The organism is Clostridium sp. JNZ X4-2 (assembly GCF_054889485.1).
Genome location: NZ_CM142685.1, coordinates 3,396,673 through 3,416,256, shown reverse-complemented (window position 1 = coordinate 3,416,256; position 19,584 = coordinate 3,396,673). Strand labels below are relative to the sequence as shown.

18 protein-coding genes, 1 tRNA gene, 3 rRNA genes and 2 pseudogenes are annotated in these 19,584 nt (G+C 38.6%); 19 read left to right on the top strand and 5 right to left on the bottom strand.

The window, feature by feature from the left end:
- Nucleotides 1–539 precede the first annotated feature (539 nt).
- The 4 genes from ACYUJ6_RS16470 to ACYUJ6_RS16455 all read left to right on the top strand — a co-directional run bounded on the left by ACYUJ6_RS16470 (nt 540) and on the right by ACYUJ6_RS16455 (nt 6,060).
- Nucleotides 540–2,050, top strand: a 16S ribosomal RNA gene (locus ACYUJ6_RS16470).
- 744 nt (nt 2,051–2,794) lie between these two features.
- Nucleotides 2,795–5,690, top strand: a 23S ribosomal RNA gene (locus ACYUJ6_RS16465).
- Between the two features lie 167 nt (nt 5,691–5,857).
- Nucleotides 5,858–5,974, top strand: a 5S ribosomal RNA gene (rrf, locus tag ACYUJ6_RS16460).
- Together the 16S, 23S and 5S rRNA genes with 1 tRNA gene alongside form the textbook arrangement of a ribosomal RNA operon.
- Nucleotides 5,975–5,984: 10 nt before the next feature.
- Nucleotides 5,985–6,060, top strand: a tRNA-Lys gene (locus tag ACYUJ6_RS16455).
- A gap of 541 nt (nt 6,061–6,601) precedes the next feature.
- Here ACYUJ6_RS16455 and ACYUJ6_RS16450 read toward each other — a convergent pair.
- Nucleotides 6,602–6,808 (bottom strand): annotated as a pseudogene (locus ACYUJ6_RS16450) (Tn3 family transposase); the annotation flags it as partial.
- Nucleotides 6,809–6,853: 45 nt separating this feature from the next.
- On the opposite strand from ACYUJ6_RS16450, the gene ACYUJ6_RS16445 reads away from it, so the two are divergent.
- Nucleotides 6,854–7,753, top strand: a complete 900-nt coding sequence (locus tag ACYUJ6_RS16445) for an SDR family oxidoreductase (protein ID WP_461843766.1) — start codon at nt 6,854–6,856, stop codon at nt 7,751–7,753.
- A 269-nt stretch (nt 7,754–8,022) separates the two neighbouring features.
- On the opposite strand, the gene ACYUJ6_RS16440 is transcribed toward ACYUJ6_RS16445, so the two are convergent.
- Nucleotides 8,023–8,520 carry an HD domain-containing protein gene (locus ACYUJ6_RS16440; RefSeq protein WP_461843765.1) on the bottom strand — a complete coding sequence of 166 codons (498 nt, stop codon included), beginning with the start codon at nt 8,518–8,520 and terminating at the stop codon, nt 8,023–8,025.
- Between the two features lie 307 nt (nt 8,521–8,827).
- Between ACYUJ6_RS16440 and ACYUJ6_RS16435 the strand changes: the two genes are divergently transcribed.
- The 5 genes from ACYUJ6_RS16435 to ACYUJ6_RS16415 are packed head-to-tail and all read left to right on the top strand — an operon-like array spanning nt 8,828 to nt 10,793.
- Entirely contained in the window at nt 8,828–9,337 is a 510-nt protein-coding gene (locus ACYUJ6_RS16435; protein WP_461843764.1) for an RNA polymerase sigma factor, read from the top strand.
- Nucleotides 9,334–9,792 carry a hypothetical protein gene (locus ACYUJ6_RS16430; protein ID WP_461843763.1) on the top strand — a complete coding sequence of 153 codons (459 nt, stop codon included), beginning with the start codon at nt 9,334–9,336 and terminating at the stop codon, nt 9,790–9,792. The genes ACYUJ6_RS16435 and ACYUJ6_RS16430 overlap by 4 nt, the downstream gene beginning before the upstream one ends.
- Complete coding sequence (locus ACYUJ6_RS16425; RefSeq protein ID WP_461843762.1) at nt 9,773–10,297, top strand: hypothetical protein; 525 nt, start codon at nt 9,773–9,775, stop codon at nt 10,295–10,297. The genes ACYUJ6_RS16430 and ACYUJ6_RS16425 overlap by 20 nt, the downstream gene beginning before the upstream one ends.
- The gene (locus ACYUJ6_RS16420; protein ID WP_461843761.1) at nt 10,290–10,595 is read left to right on the top strand and encodes a LiaI-LiaF-like domain-containing protein; all 306 of its coding nucleotides are present in this window, start codon (nt 10,290–10,292) and stop codon (nt 10,593–10,595) included. The genes ACYUJ6_RS16425 and ACYUJ6_RS16420 overlap by 8 nt, the downstream gene beginning before the upstream one ends.
- A gap of 27 nt (nt 10,596–10,622) precedes the next feature.
- Nucleotides 10,623–10,793 carry an FtsX-like permease family protein gene (locus tag ACYUJ6_RS16415; RefSeq protein ID WP_461843760.1) on the top strand — a complete coding sequence of 57 codons (171 nt, stop codon included), beginning with the start codon at nt 10,623–10,625 and terminating at the stop codon, nt 10,791–10,793.
- Between the two features lie 389 nt (nt 10,794–11,182).
- Here the strand turns inward: ACYUJ6_RS16415 and ACYUJ6_RS16410 are convergent, their stop codons facing one another.
- Nucleotides 11,183–12,634: an MDR family MFS transporter gene (locus ACYUJ6_RS16410; protein ID WP_461843759.1), complete on the bottom strand. Its 1,452-nt coding sequence runs from the start codon at nt 12,632–12,634 to the stop codon at nt 11,183–11,185.
- A gap of 342 nt (nt 12,635–12,976) precedes the next feature.
- Between ACYUJ6_RS16410 and ACYUJ6_RS16405 the strand changes: the two genes are divergently transcribed.
- The 5 genes from ACYUJ6_RS16405 to ACYUJ6_RS16385 all read left to right on the top strand — a co-directional run bounded on the left by ACYUJ6_RS16405 (nt 12,977) and on the right by ACYUJ6_RS16385 (nt 15,400).
- Nucleotides 12,977–13,114, top strand: a complete 138-nt coding sequence (locus tag ACYUJ6_RS16405; RefSeq protein WP_461843758.1) for a hypothetical protein — start codon at nt 12,977–12,979, stop codon at nt 13,112–13,114.
- A 45-nt stretch (nt 13,115–13,159) separates the two neighbouring features.
- On the top strand, nt 13,160–13,285 hold the full coding sequence (locus ACYUJ6_RS16400; protein WP_461843757.1) for a hypothetical protein: 126 nt from the start codon (nt 13,160–13,162) through the stop codon (nt 13,283–13,285).
- Between the two features lie 178 nt (nt 13,286–13,463).
- Nucleotides 13,464–13,598 carry a hypothetical protein gene (locus tag ACYUJ6_RS16395; protein WP_461843756.1) on the top strand — a complete coding sequence of 45 codons (135 nt, stop codon included), beginning with the start codon at nt 13,464–13,466 and terminating at the stop codon, nt 13,596–13,598.
- 140 nt (nt 13,599–13,738) lie between these two features.
- A complete protein-coding gene (locus tag ACYUJ6_RS16390) occupies nt 13,739–14,347 on the top strand; it encodes a TetR/AcrR family transcriptional regulator (RefSeq protein WP_461843755.1) in 609 nt (202 codons plus the stop codon).
- Nucleotides 14,348–15,127: 780 nt separating this feature from the next.
- The gene (locus ACYUJ6_RS16385; RefSeq protein ID WP_461843754.1) at nt 15,128–15,400 is read left to right on the top strand and encodes a GNAT family N-acetyltransferase; all 273 of its coding nucleotides are present in this window, start codon (nt 15,128–15,130) and stop codon (nt 15,398–15,400) included.
- Between the two features lie 153 nt (nt 15,401–15,553).
- On the opposite strand, the gene tnpA is transcribed toward ACYUJ6_RS16385, so the two are convergent.
- Both tnpA and ACYUJ6_RS16375 read right to left on the bottom strand, forming a co-directional pair.
- Nucleotides 15,554–15,895 carry an IS200/IS605 family transposase gene (gene tnpA, locus ACYUJ6_RS16380; RefSeq protein WP_242977743.1) on the bottom strand — a complete coding sequence of 114 codons (342 nt, stop codon included), beginning with the start codon at nt 15,893–15,895 and terminating at the stop codon, nt 15,554–15,556.
- Nucleotides 15,861–16,034, bottom strand: coding sequence for a hypothetical protein (locus ACYUJ6_RS16375; protein WP_461843753.1), 174 nt, complete (start codon nt 16,032–16,034; stop codon nt 15,861–15,863). Before ACYUJ6_RS16375 ends, tnpA begins: the two co-directional genes overlap by 35 nt.
- 95 nt (nt 16,035–16,129) lie before the next feature.
- Between ACYUJ6_RS16375 and tnpB the strand changes: the two genes are divergently transcribed.
- The 4 genes and pseudogenes from tnpB to ACYUJ6_RS16355 all read left to right on the top strand — a co-directional run bounded on the left by tnpB (nt 16,130) and on the right by ACYUJ6_RS16355 (nt 19,565).
- Complete coding sequence (gene tnpB / locus ACYUJ6_RS16370) at nt 16,130–17,236, top strand: IS200/IS605 family element RNA-guided endonuclease TnpB (protein ID WP_461842395.1); 1,107 nt, start codon at nt 16,130–16,132, stop codon at nt 17,234–17,236.
- Nucleotides 17,237–17,348: 112 nt separating this feature from the next.
- Nucleotides 17,349–17,507: pseudogene (locus ACYUJ6_RS16365) on the top strand (GNAT family N-acetyltransferase); the annotation flags it as partial.
- A gap of 31 nt (nt 17,508–17,538) precedes the next feature.
- Nucleotides 17,539–18,570, top strand: coding sequence for a M20/M25/M40 family metallo-hydrolase (locus tag ACYUJ6_RS16360; RefSeq protein WP_461843752.1), 1,032 nt, complete (start codon nt 17,539–17,541; stop codon nt 18,568–18,570).
- Complete coding sequence (locus ACYUJ6_RS16355) at nt 18,561–19,565, top strand: M42 family metallopeptidase (RefSeq protein WP_461843751.1); 1,005 nt, start codon at nt 18,561–18,563, stop codon at nt 19,563–19,565. Before ACYUJ6_RS16360 ends, ACYUJ6_RS16355 begins: the two co-directional genes overlap by 10 nt.
- The last annotated feature ends 19 nt before the right edge of the window (nt 19,566–19,584 follow it).

Below are 19,584 nucleotides of genomic sequence, written 5' to 3'. Positions count from 1 at the left end.
ACTCAAAAAGATTTAGAAAACATATTGACAAAGAGAAATACAGATGATATACTATAAAAGCTGTCTAAAGAGATGGCAGGTAATTGAAGATGATCCTTGAAAATTAAACAGAATAAAATATAAGGAAAACTTATATAAGAATAAACCAGCAATTCTTTTGAGCTGCAGCAGCAGCAAAGAAAGTAATTTCGTAATATTTTGTATGTTATGTTCAGTAGTAAAGCATCATTTATGATGTTATACATACTTAGCGTAATGTATCTAAAATTAATAATAACGAGCAGTTCCAGGAAAACCTTGAACCAGGAGCGGAGTTTACTTAAGTAAATGAGCACCGCAGGGTCGGGTTTGACGAAGAAATGCGAAGTTAGTATTAATTTTCTAAAGAGGCAATAAGCCTGAAATTGGCAGTAACGAGTACAGCAAGGAAAAGGCTGAATGAGGAGCAGAGTTTACTTACGTAAATGAGCACCGGAATGAAGCATTTGACGCAGCTGGACGAAGTTAATGGCAATTTTAAACAGAGCCATATAAACTTTTAAATTAAGAGTTTGATCCTGGCTCAGGACGAACGCTGGCGGCGTGCTTAACACATGCAAGTCGAGCGATGAAGCTCCTTCGGGAGTGGATTAGCGGCGGACGGGTGAGTAACACGTGGGTAACCTGCCTCAAAGAGGGGGATAGCCTCCCGAAAGGGAGATTAATACCGCATAACAAGTATGATTCACATGGATGGTACTTTAAAGGAGTAATCCGCTTTGAGATGGACCCGCGGCGCATTAGCTAGTTGGTAGGGCAACGGCCTACCAAGGCAACGATGCGTAGCCGACCTGAGAGGGTGATCGGCCACATTGGAACTGAGAGACGGTCCAGACTCCTACGGGAGGCAGCAGTGGGGAATATTGCACAATGGGCGAAAGCCTGATGCAGCAACGCCGCGTGAGTGAAGAAGGTTTTCGGATTGTAAAGCTCTGTCATCTGGGACGATAATGACGGTACCAGATGAGGAAGCCACGGCTAACTACGTGCCAGCAGCCGCGGTAATACGTAGGTGGCAAGCGTTGTCCGGAATTACTGGGCGTAAAGGGTGCGCAGGCGGACATTTAAGTGAGATGTGAAATACCCGGGCTTAACCCGGGCAGTGCATTTCAAACTGGGTGTCTGGAGTGCAGGAGAGGAGAACGGAATTCCTAGTGTAGCGGTGAAATGCGTAGAGATTAGGAAGAACACCAGTGGCGAAGGCGGTTCTCTGGACTGTAACTGACGCTGAGGCACGAAAGCGTGGGTAGCAAACAGGATTAGATACCCTGGTAGTCCACGCCGTAAACGATGAGTACTAGGTGTAGGAGGTATCGACCCCTTCTGTGCCGCAGTAAACACAATAAGTACTCCGCCTGGGAAGTACGATCGCAAGATTAAAACTCAAAGGAATTGACGGGGGCCCGCACAAGCAGCGGAGCATGTGGTTTAATTCGAAGCAACGCGAAGAACCTTACCTGGACTTGACATCCCCTGAATATCTTAGAGATAAGAGAAGCCCTTCGGGGCAGGGAGACAGGTGGTGCATGGTTGTCGTCAGCTCGTGTCGTGAGATGTTAGGTTAAGTCCTGCAACGAGCGCAACCCCTGTTGTTAGTTGCTAACAGTAAGATGAGCACTCTAACAAGACTGCCGCGGTTAACGCGGAGGAAGGTGGGGATGACGTCAAATCATCATGCCCCTTATGTCCAGGGCAACACACGTGCTACAATGGGTAGGAACAACGAGACGCAAGACCGCAAGGTGGAGCAAACCTCAAAAACTACTCTCAGTTCGGATTGCAGGCTGAAACCCGCCTGCATGAAGCTGGAGTTGCTAGTAATCGCGAATCAGCATGTCGCGGTGAATACGTTCCCGGGCCTTGTACACACCGCCCGTCACACCATGAGAGCTGGCAACACCCGAAGTCCGTAGTCTAACGAAAGAGGACGCGGCCGAAGGTGGGGTTAGTGATTGGGGTGAAGTCGTAACAAGGTAGCCGTAGGAGAACCTGCGGCTGGATCACCTCCTTTCTAGGGAGTCGAAAGATGATTGTAATGATTGTCTTAAAAAAATTGGTAGTAATGAGCAGATCAAGGAAAGGCTTGAGCGAGGAGCAGAGCTTACTAGTGTAAGTGAGCACCACAGTGAAAGACTTGACGAAGAAATGCGAAGTTAATAGCGATTTTTAATGGTTTAATCTATGTAAGGTAATCCGCTTTATTCTGTTTAATTTTGAAGGATCATAAGTCAGTTGACAATTAAGAATTGACAATTGACAATTGAATTCTTTAATTCAATTGTGCAGTGTAAATTATACACTGTGAATTGAAAAAAAATTTGTCCTTTGAAAATTGCACAGTAAATAAGAAATAAAAGAATTGATAGTAACGAGCAGAAATGTGAAGCTAATATCAATTTTAGAAACAAAGCTAAGGTTAGAAATAACCTTTGTAGTATATAAGTATAACTAGTTTATACTTATTTGTAAGTTATGACGTAAGTTATAACTGAGAACCAATGTAATTAAAATTAATAGCAGCGGACAACACAAGGAAAAACCTGAGTGAGGAGCAGAGTTTACTAATGTAAATGAGCACCGAAGGGAAGGTTTTAACGCAGTATTGTGAAGCTGATAGTAATTTTTAAGAAAATTGATAGTAACGAGTACAGCAAGGAAAATACCGAAGGAGGAACGGAGTTTACTAGTGTAAATGAGTACCGGAGTGAGGTATTTGACGCAGCTGGACGAAGTTAATGGCAATTTTAAAACTAAAGGTCAAGCTACAAAGGGCGCATGGAGGATGCCTTGGCACCAGGAGCCTAAGAAGGACGCGATAAGCTGCGAAAAGCTCTGGGTAGGCGCAAATAGCCAGTGAACCAGAGATATCCAAATGGGGAAACCCACCCAGACAACGCTGGGTACTGCATGTTGAATAAATAGATATGCAGAGGCAGACCCGGGGAACTGAAACATCTAAGTACCCGGAGGAAGAGAAAGAAACATCGATTTTCCAAGTAGCGGCGAGCGAAAGGGAAAGAGCCCAAACCAGAAACTTGTTTCTGGGGTTGAGGTCAGGTCATAAAAGCAGGGAAGACTTAATTGAATACAACTGGAAAGTTGAGCCGCAGAAGGTAACAGCCCTGTAAGTGAAAAGGAAGAACTGCGAGACCTGAACCAGAGTACCACGAGACACGAGAAACCTTGTGGGAAGCAGGGAGGACCACCTCCCAAGGCTAAATACTACCTGGTGACCGATAGAGAAGAAGTACCGTGAGGGAAAGGTGAAAAGAACCCCGGGAGGGGAGTGAAATAGAATCTGAAACCGTGTGTCCACAAATAGTCGAAGTACGATAAAGTACGACGGCGTGCTTTTTGTAGAACGAGCCAGCGAGTTACGATATGCAGCAAGGTTAAGTACTTAAGGTATGGAGCCGGAGGGAAACCGAGTCTGAAGAGGGCGGGAAGTTGTATGTTGTAGACCCGAAACCGGGTGACCTATCCATGGCCAGGTTGAAGCGGAAGTAAAATTTCGTGGAGGACCGAACCACAATGGTGTTGAAAAACCATGGGATGAGCTGTGGATAGCGGAGAAATTCCAATCGAACCCGGAGATAGCTGGTTCTCCTCGAAATAGCTTTAGGGCTAGCGTTGAGAGTGAGTAATGGAGGTAGAGCACTGAATGGGGTAGGGGCTGACAACAGTTACTGAACCTTATCAAACTCCGAATGCCATAAACTTGAATCTCAGCAGTCAGACTGCGAATGATAAGATCCGTGGTCAAAAGGGAAAAAGCCCAGACCACCAGCTAAGGTCCCGAAGTGTAAGTTAAGTGGAAAAGGAAGTGTGATCTCTAAGACAACTAGGATGTTGGCTCAGAAGCAGCCATTCATTTAAAGAGTGCGTAATAGCTCACTAGTCAAGAGGTCATGCGCCGAAGATGTCCGGGGCTAAAACTTACCACCGAAGCTGTGGGCTTGAAAGAGCGGTAGAGGAGCATGCTGTCCAGGGAGAAGCCGTACCGGAAGGAGCGGTGGACAGGACAGGAGAGAGAATGCTGGCATAAGTAGCGAGAAATAAGTGAGAATCTTATTGGTCGAAAACCTAAGGTTTCCTGAGGAAGGTTCGTCCACTCAGGGTAAGTCGGGACCTAAGCCGAGGCCGAAAGGCGTAGGTGATGGACAATCGGTTGAAATTCCGATACCGCATATAGATGAAAAAGACCAGAAGGGATGACGCAGGAGGATAGGATGTGCATACTGTTGGAGGTATGTCTAAGCAGTGAGTGAGAATACAGAGGGAAAACCATGTATTCAATTGCGAGCTGTGAAGGGGAATCCGAAAGGAGAAGTATCTGATATCACACTGCCAAGAAAAGTCTCTATGGAATTTATGTGTGCCCGTACCGCAAACCGACACAGGTAGGTGAGGAGAGAATCCTAAGACCATCGGAAGAATTGTTGTTAAGGAACTCGGCAAATTGACTCCGTAACTTAGGGAGAAGGAGTGCCTCGAAAGAGGCCGCAGAGAAAAGGCTCAAGCAACTGTTTATCAAAAACACAGGTTTCTGCTAAAGCGAAAGCTGAAGTATAGGAGCTGACGCCTGCCCGGTGCTGGAAGGTTAAGGGGAATACTAAGCAGCAATGCGAAGGTAAGAACTTAAGCCCCAGTAAACGGCGGCCGTAACTATAACGGTCCTAAGGTAGCGAAATTCCTTGTCGGGTAAGTTCCGACCCGCACGAATGGCGTAATGATTTGAGCACTGTCTCGACAACAAATCCGGCGAAATTGAAATGCAAGTGAAGATGCTTGCTACCCGCGATTGGACGGAAAGACCCCGTAGAGCTTTACTGTAGCTTATCACTGAATTTCGGTATTGTCTGTACAGGATAGGTGGGAGACATGGAAGGAGTGGCGTCAGCCATTTTGGAGTCGATGTTGGGATACCACCCTGACAGTACTGGAATTCTAACCGGGTGCCATGAAACTGGCAACGGGACAATGTTAGGTGGGCAGTTTGACTGGGGCGGTCGCCTCCAAAAGAGTAACGGAGGCGTACAAAGGTTTCCTCAGAAGGGTTGGAAATTCTTCGGAGAGTGCAAAGGCATAAGGGAGCCTGACTGCGACACATACAGGTGGAGCAGGGACGAAAGTCGGTCTTAGTGATCCGGTGGTACCTCGTGGGAGGGCCATCGCTCAACGGATAAAAGCTACCTCGGGGATAACAGGCTGATCTCCCCCAAGAGTTCACATCGACGGGGAGGTTTGGCACCTCGATGTCGGCTCGTCGCATCCTGGGGCTGAAGTAGGTCCCAAGGGTTGGGCTGTTCGCCCATTAAAGCGGCACGCGAGCTGGGTTCAGAACGTCGTGAGACAGTTCGGTCCCTATCCGTCGCGGGCGCAGGAAATTTGAGAGGAGCTGTCCTTAGTACGAGAGGACCGGGATGGACTGACCTCTGGTGAACCAGTTGTTCCGCCAGGAGCACAGCTGGGTAGCTAAGTCGGGAAGGGATAAACACTGAAAGCATCTAAGTGTGAAGCCCCCCTCAAGACAAGATTTCCCACAGCGAAAGCTGGTAAGACCCCTTGAAGAACACAAGGTGATAGGTCAGAGGTGTAAGCGTGGCAACATGTTAAGCTGACTGATACTAATAGGTCGAGGGCTTGACCAAAAACAATATGGATAAATATTTACTGTGCAATTTTCAGAGGACAATATATCAAAGTTCATAGAACAGAGATAGAAGTTTGAAGAATAAAGCTATATAATGAAACTCACTCAGCTAAAGCTGAGGAGTACTGATTCGTTACCAAAATCGAAGATTTTGACAAATCAGCATCTGGTGGTAATAACGTGAAGGTAACACCCCTTACCATTTCGAACAGGAAGGTTAAGCTTCACAGTGCCCATGGTACTGCAGGGGAGGCCCTGTGGGAGAGCAGGTCATCGCCAGATAATTTTATATGGTTCACTAGCTCAGTTGGTAGAGCACATGACTTTTAATCATGTTGTCCGGGGTTCGATTCCCCGGTGAGCCACCAAAGGAAGTATATTATATACTTCCTTTTTTATTAAAAAAATTTACAGCTAATTACTTAATACAAATAATATCTCCCCCCGTTATGTCTTTATGTCTTTTAAAATTTGTGGGGTTAATTTGAAAACTGCATGAGGCGTTCCGGAAGCAGCCCATATTTCATCAAATCTTCGTCAATTAAAGTGGTTAAGGAATTTTTATGGCCAATGGGAGGAATGTCCCCTATGGCAAAACCGGTTTGTTCTAAAACAAAATCTGCACCTGGTCTCTATACTTTTTCTCCAATATATTTTTTGATTGTTTTTTCATTTACTCTATTTATGCCGCTTGCTACTAAGTGATGCCATAAGGTGTTTAGCCGATAAGCCCCATTGCTATAGAAATACTACAAATAATACAGTAAGCTTTCAGACATATATAAAATGAGGACACGTTTATGTAAAAGATAAACATGGCCTCATTTTGAATAGCAAGTATTTGGGGCAATACCAGCAGTTCTGTAATCATGGGCAAAGTAGTTAAGCTTCGTTTCGTAACCGTATGTTCTAAAGCTTAACAGTTTGTGCTTGTCCTAAAGCAGTATAAGTACCTATTGGAATTCTTACATTCATGCCTAGATCAAAATTTCCATATGGATTTACGTGATTATATATCAATGGAGTTAAAGCTCCAAAATCTTCAGGTTCCATCATATCGTACCATTTCTTTTTGGATAATACTTGTTGTATCATTAGTCTATTCACATATACAAGAATATACGCATAGATTATAAAGAAAGTCTTTTTGGGAGGGAAAACTTGACTTTTTATTATCCATATTTAGGTTACAAAACTAAATGTAAACAAGTTCCTGTAGCCTTTCCACCTCAGCATCAACCAGTTCAGCCTGGCCTTGAGTATATTATGCAGCCAAGACCTATATTCGATAATCCAAACTATATTGGTAGTTGTAAGTTAGAAAATAAGGTTGCTTTAATTACTGGAGGGGATAGTGGTATTGGAAGAGCTGTTTCTCTTGCATTTGCAAAGGAAGGTGCTGACATTGTTATTGTCTATCTTAATGAGCATAAAGATGCTAAAAAAACAAAAGCACTTGTTGAAAAACAGGGTAGAAGATGTCTTTTAATTTCAGGAGATTTAAGGGAGGAATTATTTTGTAAAAAAATAATTAAAGATACTATATCAGAATTTAATAAGTTGGATATTTTAGTCAATAATGCTGGTGTACAATTTCCACAAAATAGCCTAGAGGATATTTCTACAGAACAATGGGATGATACATTTCATACAAATATCTATCCATTATTTTATGTAACCAAGGCAGCTTTGTCTTATCTTAAATGTGGAGCTTCAATTATAAATACAACTTCAATTGTAGCTTATCAAGGCAATAAATTATTGATGGATTATTCAGCCACAAAGGGAGCTATTGTAAGCTTTACACGTTCATTAGCTCTTTCCCTTGTTTCAAAAGGAATTCGTGTCAATGGAGTTGCTCCAGGTCCTATCTGGACACCTCTTCAACCTGCAAGTTTCGACGCAAATTATATAACGACTTTCGGAACTGATACACCTATGAAAAGAGCTGGTCAACCTGTAGAGCTCGCACCTACTTATGTATATCTAGCTTCTGATGAATCTACTTATGTTACGGGACAAATCCTACATGTAAATGGTGGAGATTATATAGGCTCATAAAATTCTTATAAGACGTATCAATTGTTGATGCGTCTTATTTTTATGTTAATTTCCATAGTTTTGTTACTTTGCCCCTGGGTGTTATGAAGTGCAAAGTAGTATTGGAGAGCTAGTAAGATAGCCATTTTAAAAGATTACTTATTATTATATTTTCTCAATATTTCCAGAAGTCCATATCTACATGAAAAGGTTGATATTACTACGTTTTAAATTTTACTCTGCACTTCATGACAGCTATGCTGGTATTGGGCCTATTTAGAAATATAATTTTATTGATTAATATAAATTGTATCCAGGAACTGTCTACCGGCAGGAGTTTTGAAATACTTATCTTTCATGAATTTTATATCAGCTTTTTTAATATTATCTTCATAGGCATTAACTAAAAAATCACTTTCAATTAATATTTGAAAATCTATTTTATCAATTTTGTTATAACTATGATGATTACCTATTAAAAAGCATATTCTTTCTATTATGTTCTCATCTAAATTGAGATCTTTCAGCAGTTCTTTAGCTATGGGAGGACCTTCAATCTCTTGATAATTTCCAGCTGAACTATTATATTTTCTTTCACTTTCTTTAATTCCTATATCATGAAGTATAGCAGCTAATTCAAGGATAAGCATATCACTTTGATTTAATTTTTCTATGCCTCCTATGCTTTTACAAAAGCCATATACTTTTAAAGCATGATTTATTCTTTTAATATCATTTCCAAAGTAAGTTATCATTTTCCCTATAACATAACTAGGTATATTTCTCATAATTTCCTCCTTGTATTTTATTTTCTCTGAATTCAAAAATCACTTGATTTTATTAATTCCATTATAAGTAGATCATATTAATATATCAATTTAATTATACAGCATATGGACATGATAATAGGAAGAAAAGTTTCATAATTGAACCTCTTTATTATTTGAAGACTGGAATTTTGTACTTGTATCATAAAATGGGTATTATAAAATTTACAGTTTATAAACTAAAACGTATTTTACATAAAAGCTGAAATTGTTGAAGTGTTTTTTATTTATAAATCGTTATATTAATGTAAGGATAAAAAAGGCGGTGATGACTATTCAAAAAAATGAATTTGAAAATTACATAGCACAATATGAACGTTTAATCATTACCATCTGCTTTTCTTTTACAAAAAATTATTTTGATGCAGAAGACATTGCACAGCAAACTTTTTTAACTGCTTATGAAAATTTGAATAAATTTGATGAAAAGAATTTTAAGGCATGGGTTGCTAAAATTGCAGTGAACAAATGCAGAGATTATATGAAAAGTCCTGAAAGAAGAGTGAGGAATTTTACCTGTGAGGATTACAAATACATAGAGGATAATAGAGATTCCCCTGAAAAAAATATGCTAGACAAGTATAGTGACAAGAAAATATATAATCTGTGTACTAGATTGAAAGAACCTTACAAAACCGTGGCAGTAAATTATTTTTGTAAAAACATGAAACTTTCAGATATGGCAAAAGATACAGGAGAAAATTTAAAAACACTTCAGACAAGATTGTATAGATCAAAAAAACTTCTTAAAATTTTATGGAAGGAGGAGTTGATTTGAATGATGGTTTATTTAATAGGGATGGACATATTAAGGATTTATCTATAAAAAGGTTTAAAGAGAGACGTCTAAGCGATATGGAACTTGCTGTTTTATCAAAACATATAGGGAACTGTGAAAAGTGTGCAGGAAAACTTGCAGACAGCTTTCAGCAAGATGACTTTCTAAAAGTGCCATATGGATTTGAGGAAGAAGTGAAAAATAGAATAAACAGGAAATATGAGAAGAATAGGCAGTTTTTCTTTTACTCACTAAGAATATCCATTGCAGCATGCATAGCACTTGTATTTGTGTTTTCCAGTACCCTCAATTTTATGGCCAATACTACTATGAAGACAATGGAAATAAAATCACCTAAATTTACAGCAGTGAATTCCATAAATATGAAACTGGATAATTTTACAAATAGAATAATTGATATGGAGGTATTTAATAATGAAAACGAAAAAAAGTAATTTTTTGACCATTGTCTTTTCTTTCCTGCCAGGTGCAGGTCATATGTATATGGGATTTATGAAGATGGGATTGTCACTTATGGCGGCATTTTTCTTTGTGATATTTCTCTCCAGCTGGCTTCACATAGGACCTCTTTTGTTTGTTCTTCCCCTTATATGGTTTTACTCTTTTTTTGACTGCATAAATAAACAGAGCTTATCCCAGGAGGAATTTTCCCTTATAGAAGACAACTATATGTTTTCCATAGATAAACTGCTCAAACTGGATAAAAATTTATTTAAAAAACAGAGATTGTTTTTTGGGATACTTCTGGTTTGTATGGGTATGTACCTCATATGGGACAATATAAGGCGTATTATTGAGCCATATATAGATCCTGGAGTTTATAGGGCTATAGTTAATTTCACGGGGACTGCTCCTCAAATAATTGTAGGCATAGCAATAATTGTAGTTGGAGTAAGGCTTGTTATCGGTAAAAGGGAGGAGAGAGACAGAGATGATTAAGGGGAGAAGGGTAGGTACATTCACTTCAGGTATCATGCTTATTGTATTTGGGACAATGTTTTTAATTCATATTGTATTTAAAAATATAGATTATAATTTTATAATTTCATTATGGCCTGTGATTTTAATTTCACTTGGAATAGAAATTATTGCAGCATACGCCATAAACAAAGATGAAAAAATAAAATATGACATAGGGGCCATAGCCATTGTAATGATGTTGTGTATTTTTGCAATGATAATGGGAGCCATTCAGCTTGCCATCACAAATTACCATCAATTTAAAGTTATACTTTAGAAGTATATGGCAATAGGAATAATAGCAATGAGCTTTACGAGAATAATAGCCCTCATAGGAATTTTAAATCTCATAAATATAATGATTACAAGCATATTTACAGGAAAAAGAGAGTATAGAATGCTCCAGACAGTGGGGCTGTCAAACAAACAGCTGGAGCAGATGCTTCAGATAGAGGGTTGTACTATGTTGGTATAAGTTCTTTACTGTCAGTGATTTTTGAAACTGGTTTTGGATATTTATGCTTTAAGCTGTTTAAAAATAAAAAGGCAGGGACCGATTATGCAGAGTATGAATTTCCTCTCATACCTATACTTGCAGTAATTTTAGTGTTTACTTTACTGGGAATACTGATAATCTAACTCATTTATGTCATTAACAGTCCATTTACAAGCAGCGCCTGTCTTTTTATCAAGTTTCTTTTTTCATATTAATTGCAAAAGAATTCATTATTTCAAATATGATTTCTCCATGACTGAAATATTTTATCATACCATATGAACATCCTCCAATTCAATCTGGCTGATTTGATTTTATGAAATTGTCCCTTTTATGGTTTCATGCTGTTTTTACTACTATCTGTCCATCTATGAATTTGCTTCCCTTGAGGTCGTTTCCGATCCTGATTTTTTACGCATTGTCAAAAACAGCGTAGGGATCACTGCAATCACAGCAAAACCGATGGCCCACCAGAATGAAACATCAAAGGAATGAGCAACCGCATTAAGGTCAGTGGCAGCGTGGCCCGACAATTGGTGATCGGCGACGGTGGCAAGAATAGCCGTCCCGAAAGCACCACCGATGGTGTTGAAAATCCTTGTGGCGATGCTGGCGTGAGGAACCTGCTCTTTTGGAAGTCCATTGAGGGCGGATGTCATGATTGCAATAAACAGACCTCCAAGCCCTGCTCCTCTTATCAACAAGGCTATAGACAAAAGGATATAATTCGTATCTGCACCCGCAAAAGCAAATGGAATTGTACCGATTGCAGTAGCGGTGAGGCTCATCAGCACGATATTACGCGAGCCGTTACGGTCTGCCGCTTTTCCTGCCCAACCTCTCGTGAGCAGCATACCGATACCCTGTGGAAGTAGCCACAATCCTGCATACAGGGCGCTTGCCCCACGCACCTCCTGATAATAAAGCGGTAGCATTAACAAGGCTCCGTTGGTGGTAATCCCACTGAAAAGCAGCAGAATATTGGAAGCGGAAAAATTGACGGATTTGAACAGCCGCAGATCCAAAGCAGGTTCCCTTTTCGTATGCAGAGCATAGACAACATAAAACACCATCAGGACAATTCCGATAAGAAGCGGGACATAGACTGCACTACTGTTTAAACCTCCGTGAGTGCTAATCTGGGCGATGCCGTAGATCAGAAGGGCAAGTGCGGGAGAAAGCAAGAGTAAGCCCACCGCATCAAAGGATGCTTTCTTATCCAAAAGTTTGTCGGAGGGTATTCCCCATATGGCCAAAGCTATAGCTACGATACAGATTGGGATATTAACCCAGAAAATGGCATGCCAGCCAGCGGCATTAACGAGAATCCCTCCCAATACCGGGCCGAGAATAGGTCCCAGCAGAGCGGGAACGCTGATGATGGACATGATCCGGCCAAGGTTGCGTCCCCCGGAAGCCCGTACAAGTTCCGTCTGCACTACAGGCATCAATAGTCCGGTGCCGATACCCTGAATGATTCGGAAGACAATCATGCTCCCGATATTCCATGACAGCATCGTGCATATGGAGCCGGCTAAAAAAATCACCAGTGAAAAGATGTAGGATTGTTTGCATCCAAATCGTTTGGTGGCCCACCCTGTAGTCGGGATGACCAGCCCCATTGTCAGAATGTATGCCGTAGTGACCCACTGTACGGTAGAAACGGCTGCTTTCATATCTGATGCAATTGTATGGATGGCCACATTTACCATCGTCGAATCAAACAGCGGCGCAAGCGAACCCACAAGCAGAACAACGGCAATCCTAATCACGACTGGATCGAGTTTTTCTTTTGCCGGGTTTACATTTTTTTTATTCATGAGTAAACTCCTTTCATAGTTACAATAAGAAACGTTTAGTTTCTTTCAAATTATAGTATAATAAATATAGAATTTTGTCAATAGAAAACCTTGAGTTTTCTATATATCTCTCTACCACAAAAATACATTTATTCCGATATAGTAAATAGGGATTATGAAAACAAAAGCTATCCATGGGTTTTCCACCGGGTGAAAAGATAAGTCACTATGCTTAAAAAAATTGCGGTCAATAGTATAATTACAACAAGATTCACCAATGGATGAAATAATACCACGTTATGGTATTCCGGTGTCCCGGCATAGACCACGGTACCTGTGAGATTGAGGCAGTAGGCTGTCGGCATGATGCGGCTTAAAACCAGCAGTACGCTGCTGGAATGGCTGATGGGAATAATAACGCCGGAGAGGAACAGGAACATCTGTGGAAATGTCATAAATGACCCAACTATAAGCAGCCTCGGTATGGTCTACGGAATATAAGCGGAAAGCCAAACAAACTTATTAACGATATTGATAAGTAATACAATGAGAAAAATTATACTGATTGGCACCAGATATCCCTTTGTAACATTAGCTGTAAATGAACTTACTGTAATGACAAACATAGTGAGCAGTGATGTTGCCATAAATACAAGGAAATGTGCAGGATGAGTGTAGCTGTGACGCCGGTCGGGAAGCATCTGCATACACGGCGGGCAATGCCCAGATTTTCTTCAACGGTAAGCCCGGGATAAAAGATTACTTCCTCTAAACAACACTCCTTTTGCGCCTTTAAATTAGAGCAAAAATGGATGTTTTCATATAAAATATAATTATATGGATGGCCACATTGACCATCCTCGAATCGAACAGCGGTGAAAGCGCACTTATGATTAGAATAATGGCGGCTCTGAGCATATCTGGATTGAGTTCTTCTTCCGCTGGTTTTACATTTTCTGCACTTATGAAAATCATCCTTTCATGAGCACAATAAGAAACATTGAGTTTCTTTTAAAGCTATGATATAATACATATAGAACTTTGTCAATAGGAAACTTTGAGTTTTTTATAAATATTCCTACGACAGAGGTATATTTATTGTTGATGTTCGGAGGGAAATAAAACATGAATGAACGAAAGAAAGGTACACGCCGCCGCGGGGAAGTTCTTGAAGAGTCGATCCTGCATGCCGCATGGGAGGAACTCTCTGAAATTGGCTATACGCATATGACTATGGAGAGCGTCGCAACACGGGCGAGGACAAACAAATCCGTCCTTTACCGCCGCTGGTCCGATAAGTCTGAGCTTGTAGTGGCTGCTTTACGTAAATATTATTTTCCAAAAATTACAAATGAGATTCCGGATACCGGGAGCCTGCGCGATGATATATACGCCTATCTGCATGGGCGTGTTGAACCGATGAGAACAATCGGTACGGAGACCATAAGGGGACTTATTATGGCACCGGTGGTGTGGCGTAATATAATTGCATCCATGCCGCAAATGATCGAGCGGAGATCAGAGAACAAGATGACGGCGGCTATGACGGCGATTTTGAAAAATGCGGAACTTCGCGGTGAAGTCTGTCTTGAAAAACTGTCGCCCCGGATCATCTCATTGCCGCTTAATTTGCTGCAGTATGAGTTTATTACAAAGCTGAAACCCGTATCCGATGAAGCCATAGCGGAGATTGTAGATGACATTTTTATGCCGATTATACATGCAACACAGTAATAGCAGAATTTTTCACAAATGCATGATTGAGAAAGCAAATTGAGGACATAAAGACAGAATAACGGAAAATTCTATTATTCAGCAAACTTGTAACCAAATTATAACACTACTTGGATAGACAATAGATGCCCTTCTTGTTGAAGGATAATCTGGATTACATGCTTTTGCTGCAGTTTACATAAGTATTTTTTTAGTTACACCTACCTCAAAGAATTTTTATTGGGAAAATGACTTTAACTGAAACCCTTACGAGTATACTATTTATTGCGGCTTATTCTAAATACTTAAAGTATTGCAATTTTAACTATAACAGAAAAAATAAACATACCTGATAAGATTAGCAGTATTCCATGGGATTTTTTATTTTGCTTATAAAAATGTATTCCATTTAAAATTTGAAAAATACCTAAACAAATGAACATGAAATTCATTAATACTTGAGTGTTAGGTCTATAAGTGCTGCTGTATATCAAAGCAATTATGCATAATATAATTGTTAATATTCCAAATATAAATCTGATTATTGAATATTTGTTTTTCAAATTTATTTCCTCCTGGACTTTTATATTATAATAACATATTTTATCTCTTGCAGAAAGATCATTGTGATTAATTGACAGCAGAGACTGTCTGTGAGAAATCATCAGATTTTATAAAAAGTTTGTGATATATTTAAAATATATAAATACTTTGATTTGTAAAGGCAGAGTTCTACAAACTAAATTGATGATAAAGAGGACAGAAAATGAAATATAATATCGAAGAAATGAGATCATCTGATTGGAAATAGGTATAGCAACATTTCAAACTGAAGCACCTGCTTGGGAAAGTTGGGATAAAGGTCATCTTAATATATGCAGGTTAGTTGCACGGTGGGTAAATGATACATTAGGTTGGACAGCATTAAGTCTCACTTCCAGCAGGGATTGTTACAAAGGAGTTGTAGAGGTTAGTATTTATGTTGGTGAAAAATATAAAAGACAAGGTGTAGGAACAGCTCTTTTGATAAATTTAATAAAAAGATCTGAAAAAAACGGTATTTGGACTTTATAAATTAGCCTGTAAAACCTCGTACCCTTGTGGTCGAGGATGTAAGGGCTTTAAGTTAGGGGAGTTCAATACTCCCTTAACTTAACATTACACTAACTTCTGATTTTGAATGTACCTTTGAATTGTTTCAGTCGATACCGAACCTGCTGTACCAACCTAATAACCTTTGCTCCATAATCCACTACCCCAAAACCTTTGTCGTTTCAGATTTGGAAAGGTTCTAAAAATATACAGTGCAGATACACTTTTCAAAGTCTTAACAATGTCTACTGGTGCAATGGTTGGAGGTGTAGAAATAAATAAATGACAATGGTCAGGCATTATTCCCATTTCTAATAACTCATAACCATAGTTGAAGCAAATCATTTGAAAAACTTTTTTGAGTTCTTGCTCTAAAGTATTCTTAAAAATGCTATGACGATATTTAGGACAAAAGACAATGTGGTAATTAATATTGTAAATGCTATGCTTTGTTTTCAGTACCTTCGTACTTGTCAATTATAAGTTTCATTCCTTCCTCAATTAAGTCATTAGCATTGATTTTAGTTTGTTTTTCAGCACTTACTTTAAGAGCAAGGATTTGAATTTTAGAATATAAATTAACATCTAAAGTTGTATTAATGCTTTTTCTTGCCATGCTATCACCTCATATAAACTATACCATATAGTTGACGCTGCTTCAATGATGTTGTATAATAACTACATGAACTATATGAGAAACGAAGTGATATTGTGGAAAAGGCTTTCAAGTTTAGATTAGTACCAACTAAAGAACAAGAAATAATATTAAGTAAGACTTTTGGCTCTTGTAGATTTGTATATAATCACTATCTTGAAAAGAAGATAGACTTATACAAAAGTGAAGGGAAATCCATGTCTTATGTTGAGTGTGCCAACGATATGAAAAGCCTTAAAAGTCAACATGAATGGCTTAAAGAAATAGACGCAATATCACTTCAACAGAGTTTGAGAGATTTGGATAAAGCATATAAGAATTTCTTTAAGGGTAGTGGCTTCCCTAAATTCAAGAGTAAACATAATCATAATCAAAGTTATAGAACTCAAATGGTTAATGATAACATCAAAATTGAAGGCAATAAAATTAAACTACCTAAAATTGGTTGGATAGAGTTTAAAAAACATAGAGAAATTCAAGGTAAAATACTTAATGTTACGGTAAGTAGAACCCCTTCGAATAAGTGCTTTGTTTCCATTTGTTGCACCAATATTGAAAGTGAAAAACTACCTCAAAATTCTAATGCAATAGGCATTGATGTAGGTATAAAGTCATTTTGTGCTATGTCCAATGAGGAAACTATAGAAAATCCTAAATATCTTCAAAAGTCTTATGAGAATTTGATTAAGGTTCAAAGAAGATTAAGCAGTAAAACTAAAGGAAGTAAGAATTATCATAAAGCAAGGGTTAAACTTGCAAAAATCCATGAGAAAATTGCCAATCAAAGAGCAGATTTTTTGCATAAGGAATCTTTGAAACTTATAAAAGAAAATCAAATTATAATTCTTGAAGATTTGAATGTAAAAAACATGATGAAGGATGAAAAGTTAGCACAAAGAATAGGTGATTGCAGTTGGTCGGAGTTCACAAGACTACTTGAATATAAGGCTGAATGGTATGGTAGAACTGTACATAAAATAGATACTTTCTACCCTTCAAGTCAATTATGTTCGGTATGTGGCTATCAAAATGCAGAAGTAAAGGACTTAAACATAAGGGAATGGATATGTCCTAAATGCGATAGCAAACACGATAGGGATACCAATGCAAGTAAAAATATTCTAAAGCAAGGATTGAAAGAACTAAAAATATCAGTGGCGTAAGCCTGTAGATAAATACGGTAGGAACTATCGGAATTAAGCCTGTGGAGATAGTAGGTTGCGAGGTCGAAGAAGCAGGAAGCCCCATCCCCTTGTGGGTGGGGTAAGTTCACATTCTGCTATTATAAGAGAAAACATAGCCAGTATAGCAATGCATAAAAAATGTGGATTTAGAGAAATTGGTATAAAAGAGAGAGTAGCTAAAATGAGTAATGGAGTATGGCATGATGTAGTTTTAATGGAAGGAAGAAGTAAAATAGTATGCTATAATTAAACTATCAATATATTTGGCTGGAGGTAAGAAAATGAAGGACTTGGATTTTCTAAAAATGATTTGTGAAGCTCATGCACCCAGTGGAAGAGAAGATTGGCTGTATTCTATTATAGAAGATAATTTTAAGGAATTTGGACATATAACCATGAGTAAATTAAATAATATTTATATACATAAAAAAGGTAAAACTTCTAATAAAATAATGATAATGGCCCATGCTGATGAAGTGTTTTTAATGGTTAATGAAATTTCAGATGAAGGGTTTATAAAGTTTAAAGCCTTGGGAATAGATCCTAAAAGCCTTGTATCTCAGGAAGTTATTATTCACGGGAAAGAAGATGTAGGGGGAATTATAGCATTGAAGCCTACGTATAATGATAAAGATAATAACGGAGTCAGAATGGAAAAATTATATATAGAAACTGGATATAGTTCAGAAAAATTGAATGATTTAGTCAAAATAGGGGATTACATCACCTTGAAGAGAGATATGATTGAGCTTTTAAATGATAATGTATGTTGTAAATCCGTAGACAATAGGGCAAGCATTGCAGCTATATATGTATGTGCAGATGAATTGAAAAATGTTAATTCAGATCTGGATGTTTATTTTGTATGCTCCTGCCAGGAGGAAGTGGGTCATAGGGGAGCTAAGATGGCAAGCTATGAAATTAAACCGGACATAGGTATTGCAATTGATGTGACTTTTGACGGTGGAAAATTTGGAGATAGTGACAGGGAGAATAAATTAGGAGAAGGACCTGTTATATGCATAGGACCTAATGTGCATCATAAGCTCAGAAATAGAATAATAAAAACAGCGGATAGGTATAATATTCCCTATCAGGTTGAAGTGGAACCGGGAAATACAGGAACAGATGCCTGGGATATTCAGACTGCTGTTGGAGGAATACCCACCCTTTTAATATCCATTCCCATAAAATACATGCATACTTCTGTGGAGATGGTGAATTTAAGGGATATCAGGAATACGGGAAAGCTTTTAGCACGGTTTATTCAGGAATTAAATGAAAATGAATTGGAGGGATTATTTTGTTCTTAGAAAAGCTCTGCAATTCCATGGGGCCATCGGGTTATGAGAAAGAGACAGGAAAGCTTATAATGAGCGAATTAAAAGTGTTCACTGAAAATGTAAATCAGGATAGAATGGGGAATATAGTAGTTCATAAAAAGGGTGGAAACAATTCCCCCAAAATAATGGTAGTTTCTCATATGGATGAATTAGGTCTTATAATAACGGCTTACAATGAAGACGGTACTATGAGATTTTCAACTTTAGGTACTCTGAATAAAAATTCACTGCCATGCAAAACCATTTTGATTGGACATAAAAAGGTGCCGGGAGTTATAGGAATAAAGCCAATACATCTTCAAAGCAAAGAGGAAGTTAATAAAAGTCTATCCTGTGAGAATATGTGTATAGATATAGGGGTTTCCTCTAAGGAAGAATGTAAAAAGATTATTTCATTAGGAGACTCTGCAGTATTTGATAATAATTTTTTTTACTTTGGAGATAACCTTTTAAAGGGAAGGGCACTAGATGATAGAATGGGTTGTTCCATACTCATGGAATTATTAAAAGAGGATTATAAATGTGATCTATATGGTGTATTTAGTGTGCAGGGAAATATAGGGCAAAGAGGAGTTTATGCAGCAGCTTACAATATTGATCCTGATATAGTCATAATTTTAGATGCTGTAAACAGTACGGATGGATTGGAAGTACCGGGATATTTAAGAACTATTCAATTAACAGGCGGTCCTGCCATACCCTTTAAGGGAGGAGAATCCATATTTGACAAGGATATTGTAGAATCTATTAGAAATAAAGCAGTTAGTGTGGGCATACCCTATCAAAAAGTTGGAGATACCAAGGGGGAAGGGGAACTTAAGGCAGTTCGTCTTACAGTTGGTAGCTGTAAAATTGCGGCAGTACTAATACCTTGTAGATATATGAATTCTAATATTTCTGTGTGCAGCAAAATTGATTACGAAAATATTTTGGTTCTGCTAAAGAGCTATTTGGAAGAATTATAGTATAGGTTATTTAAAATAT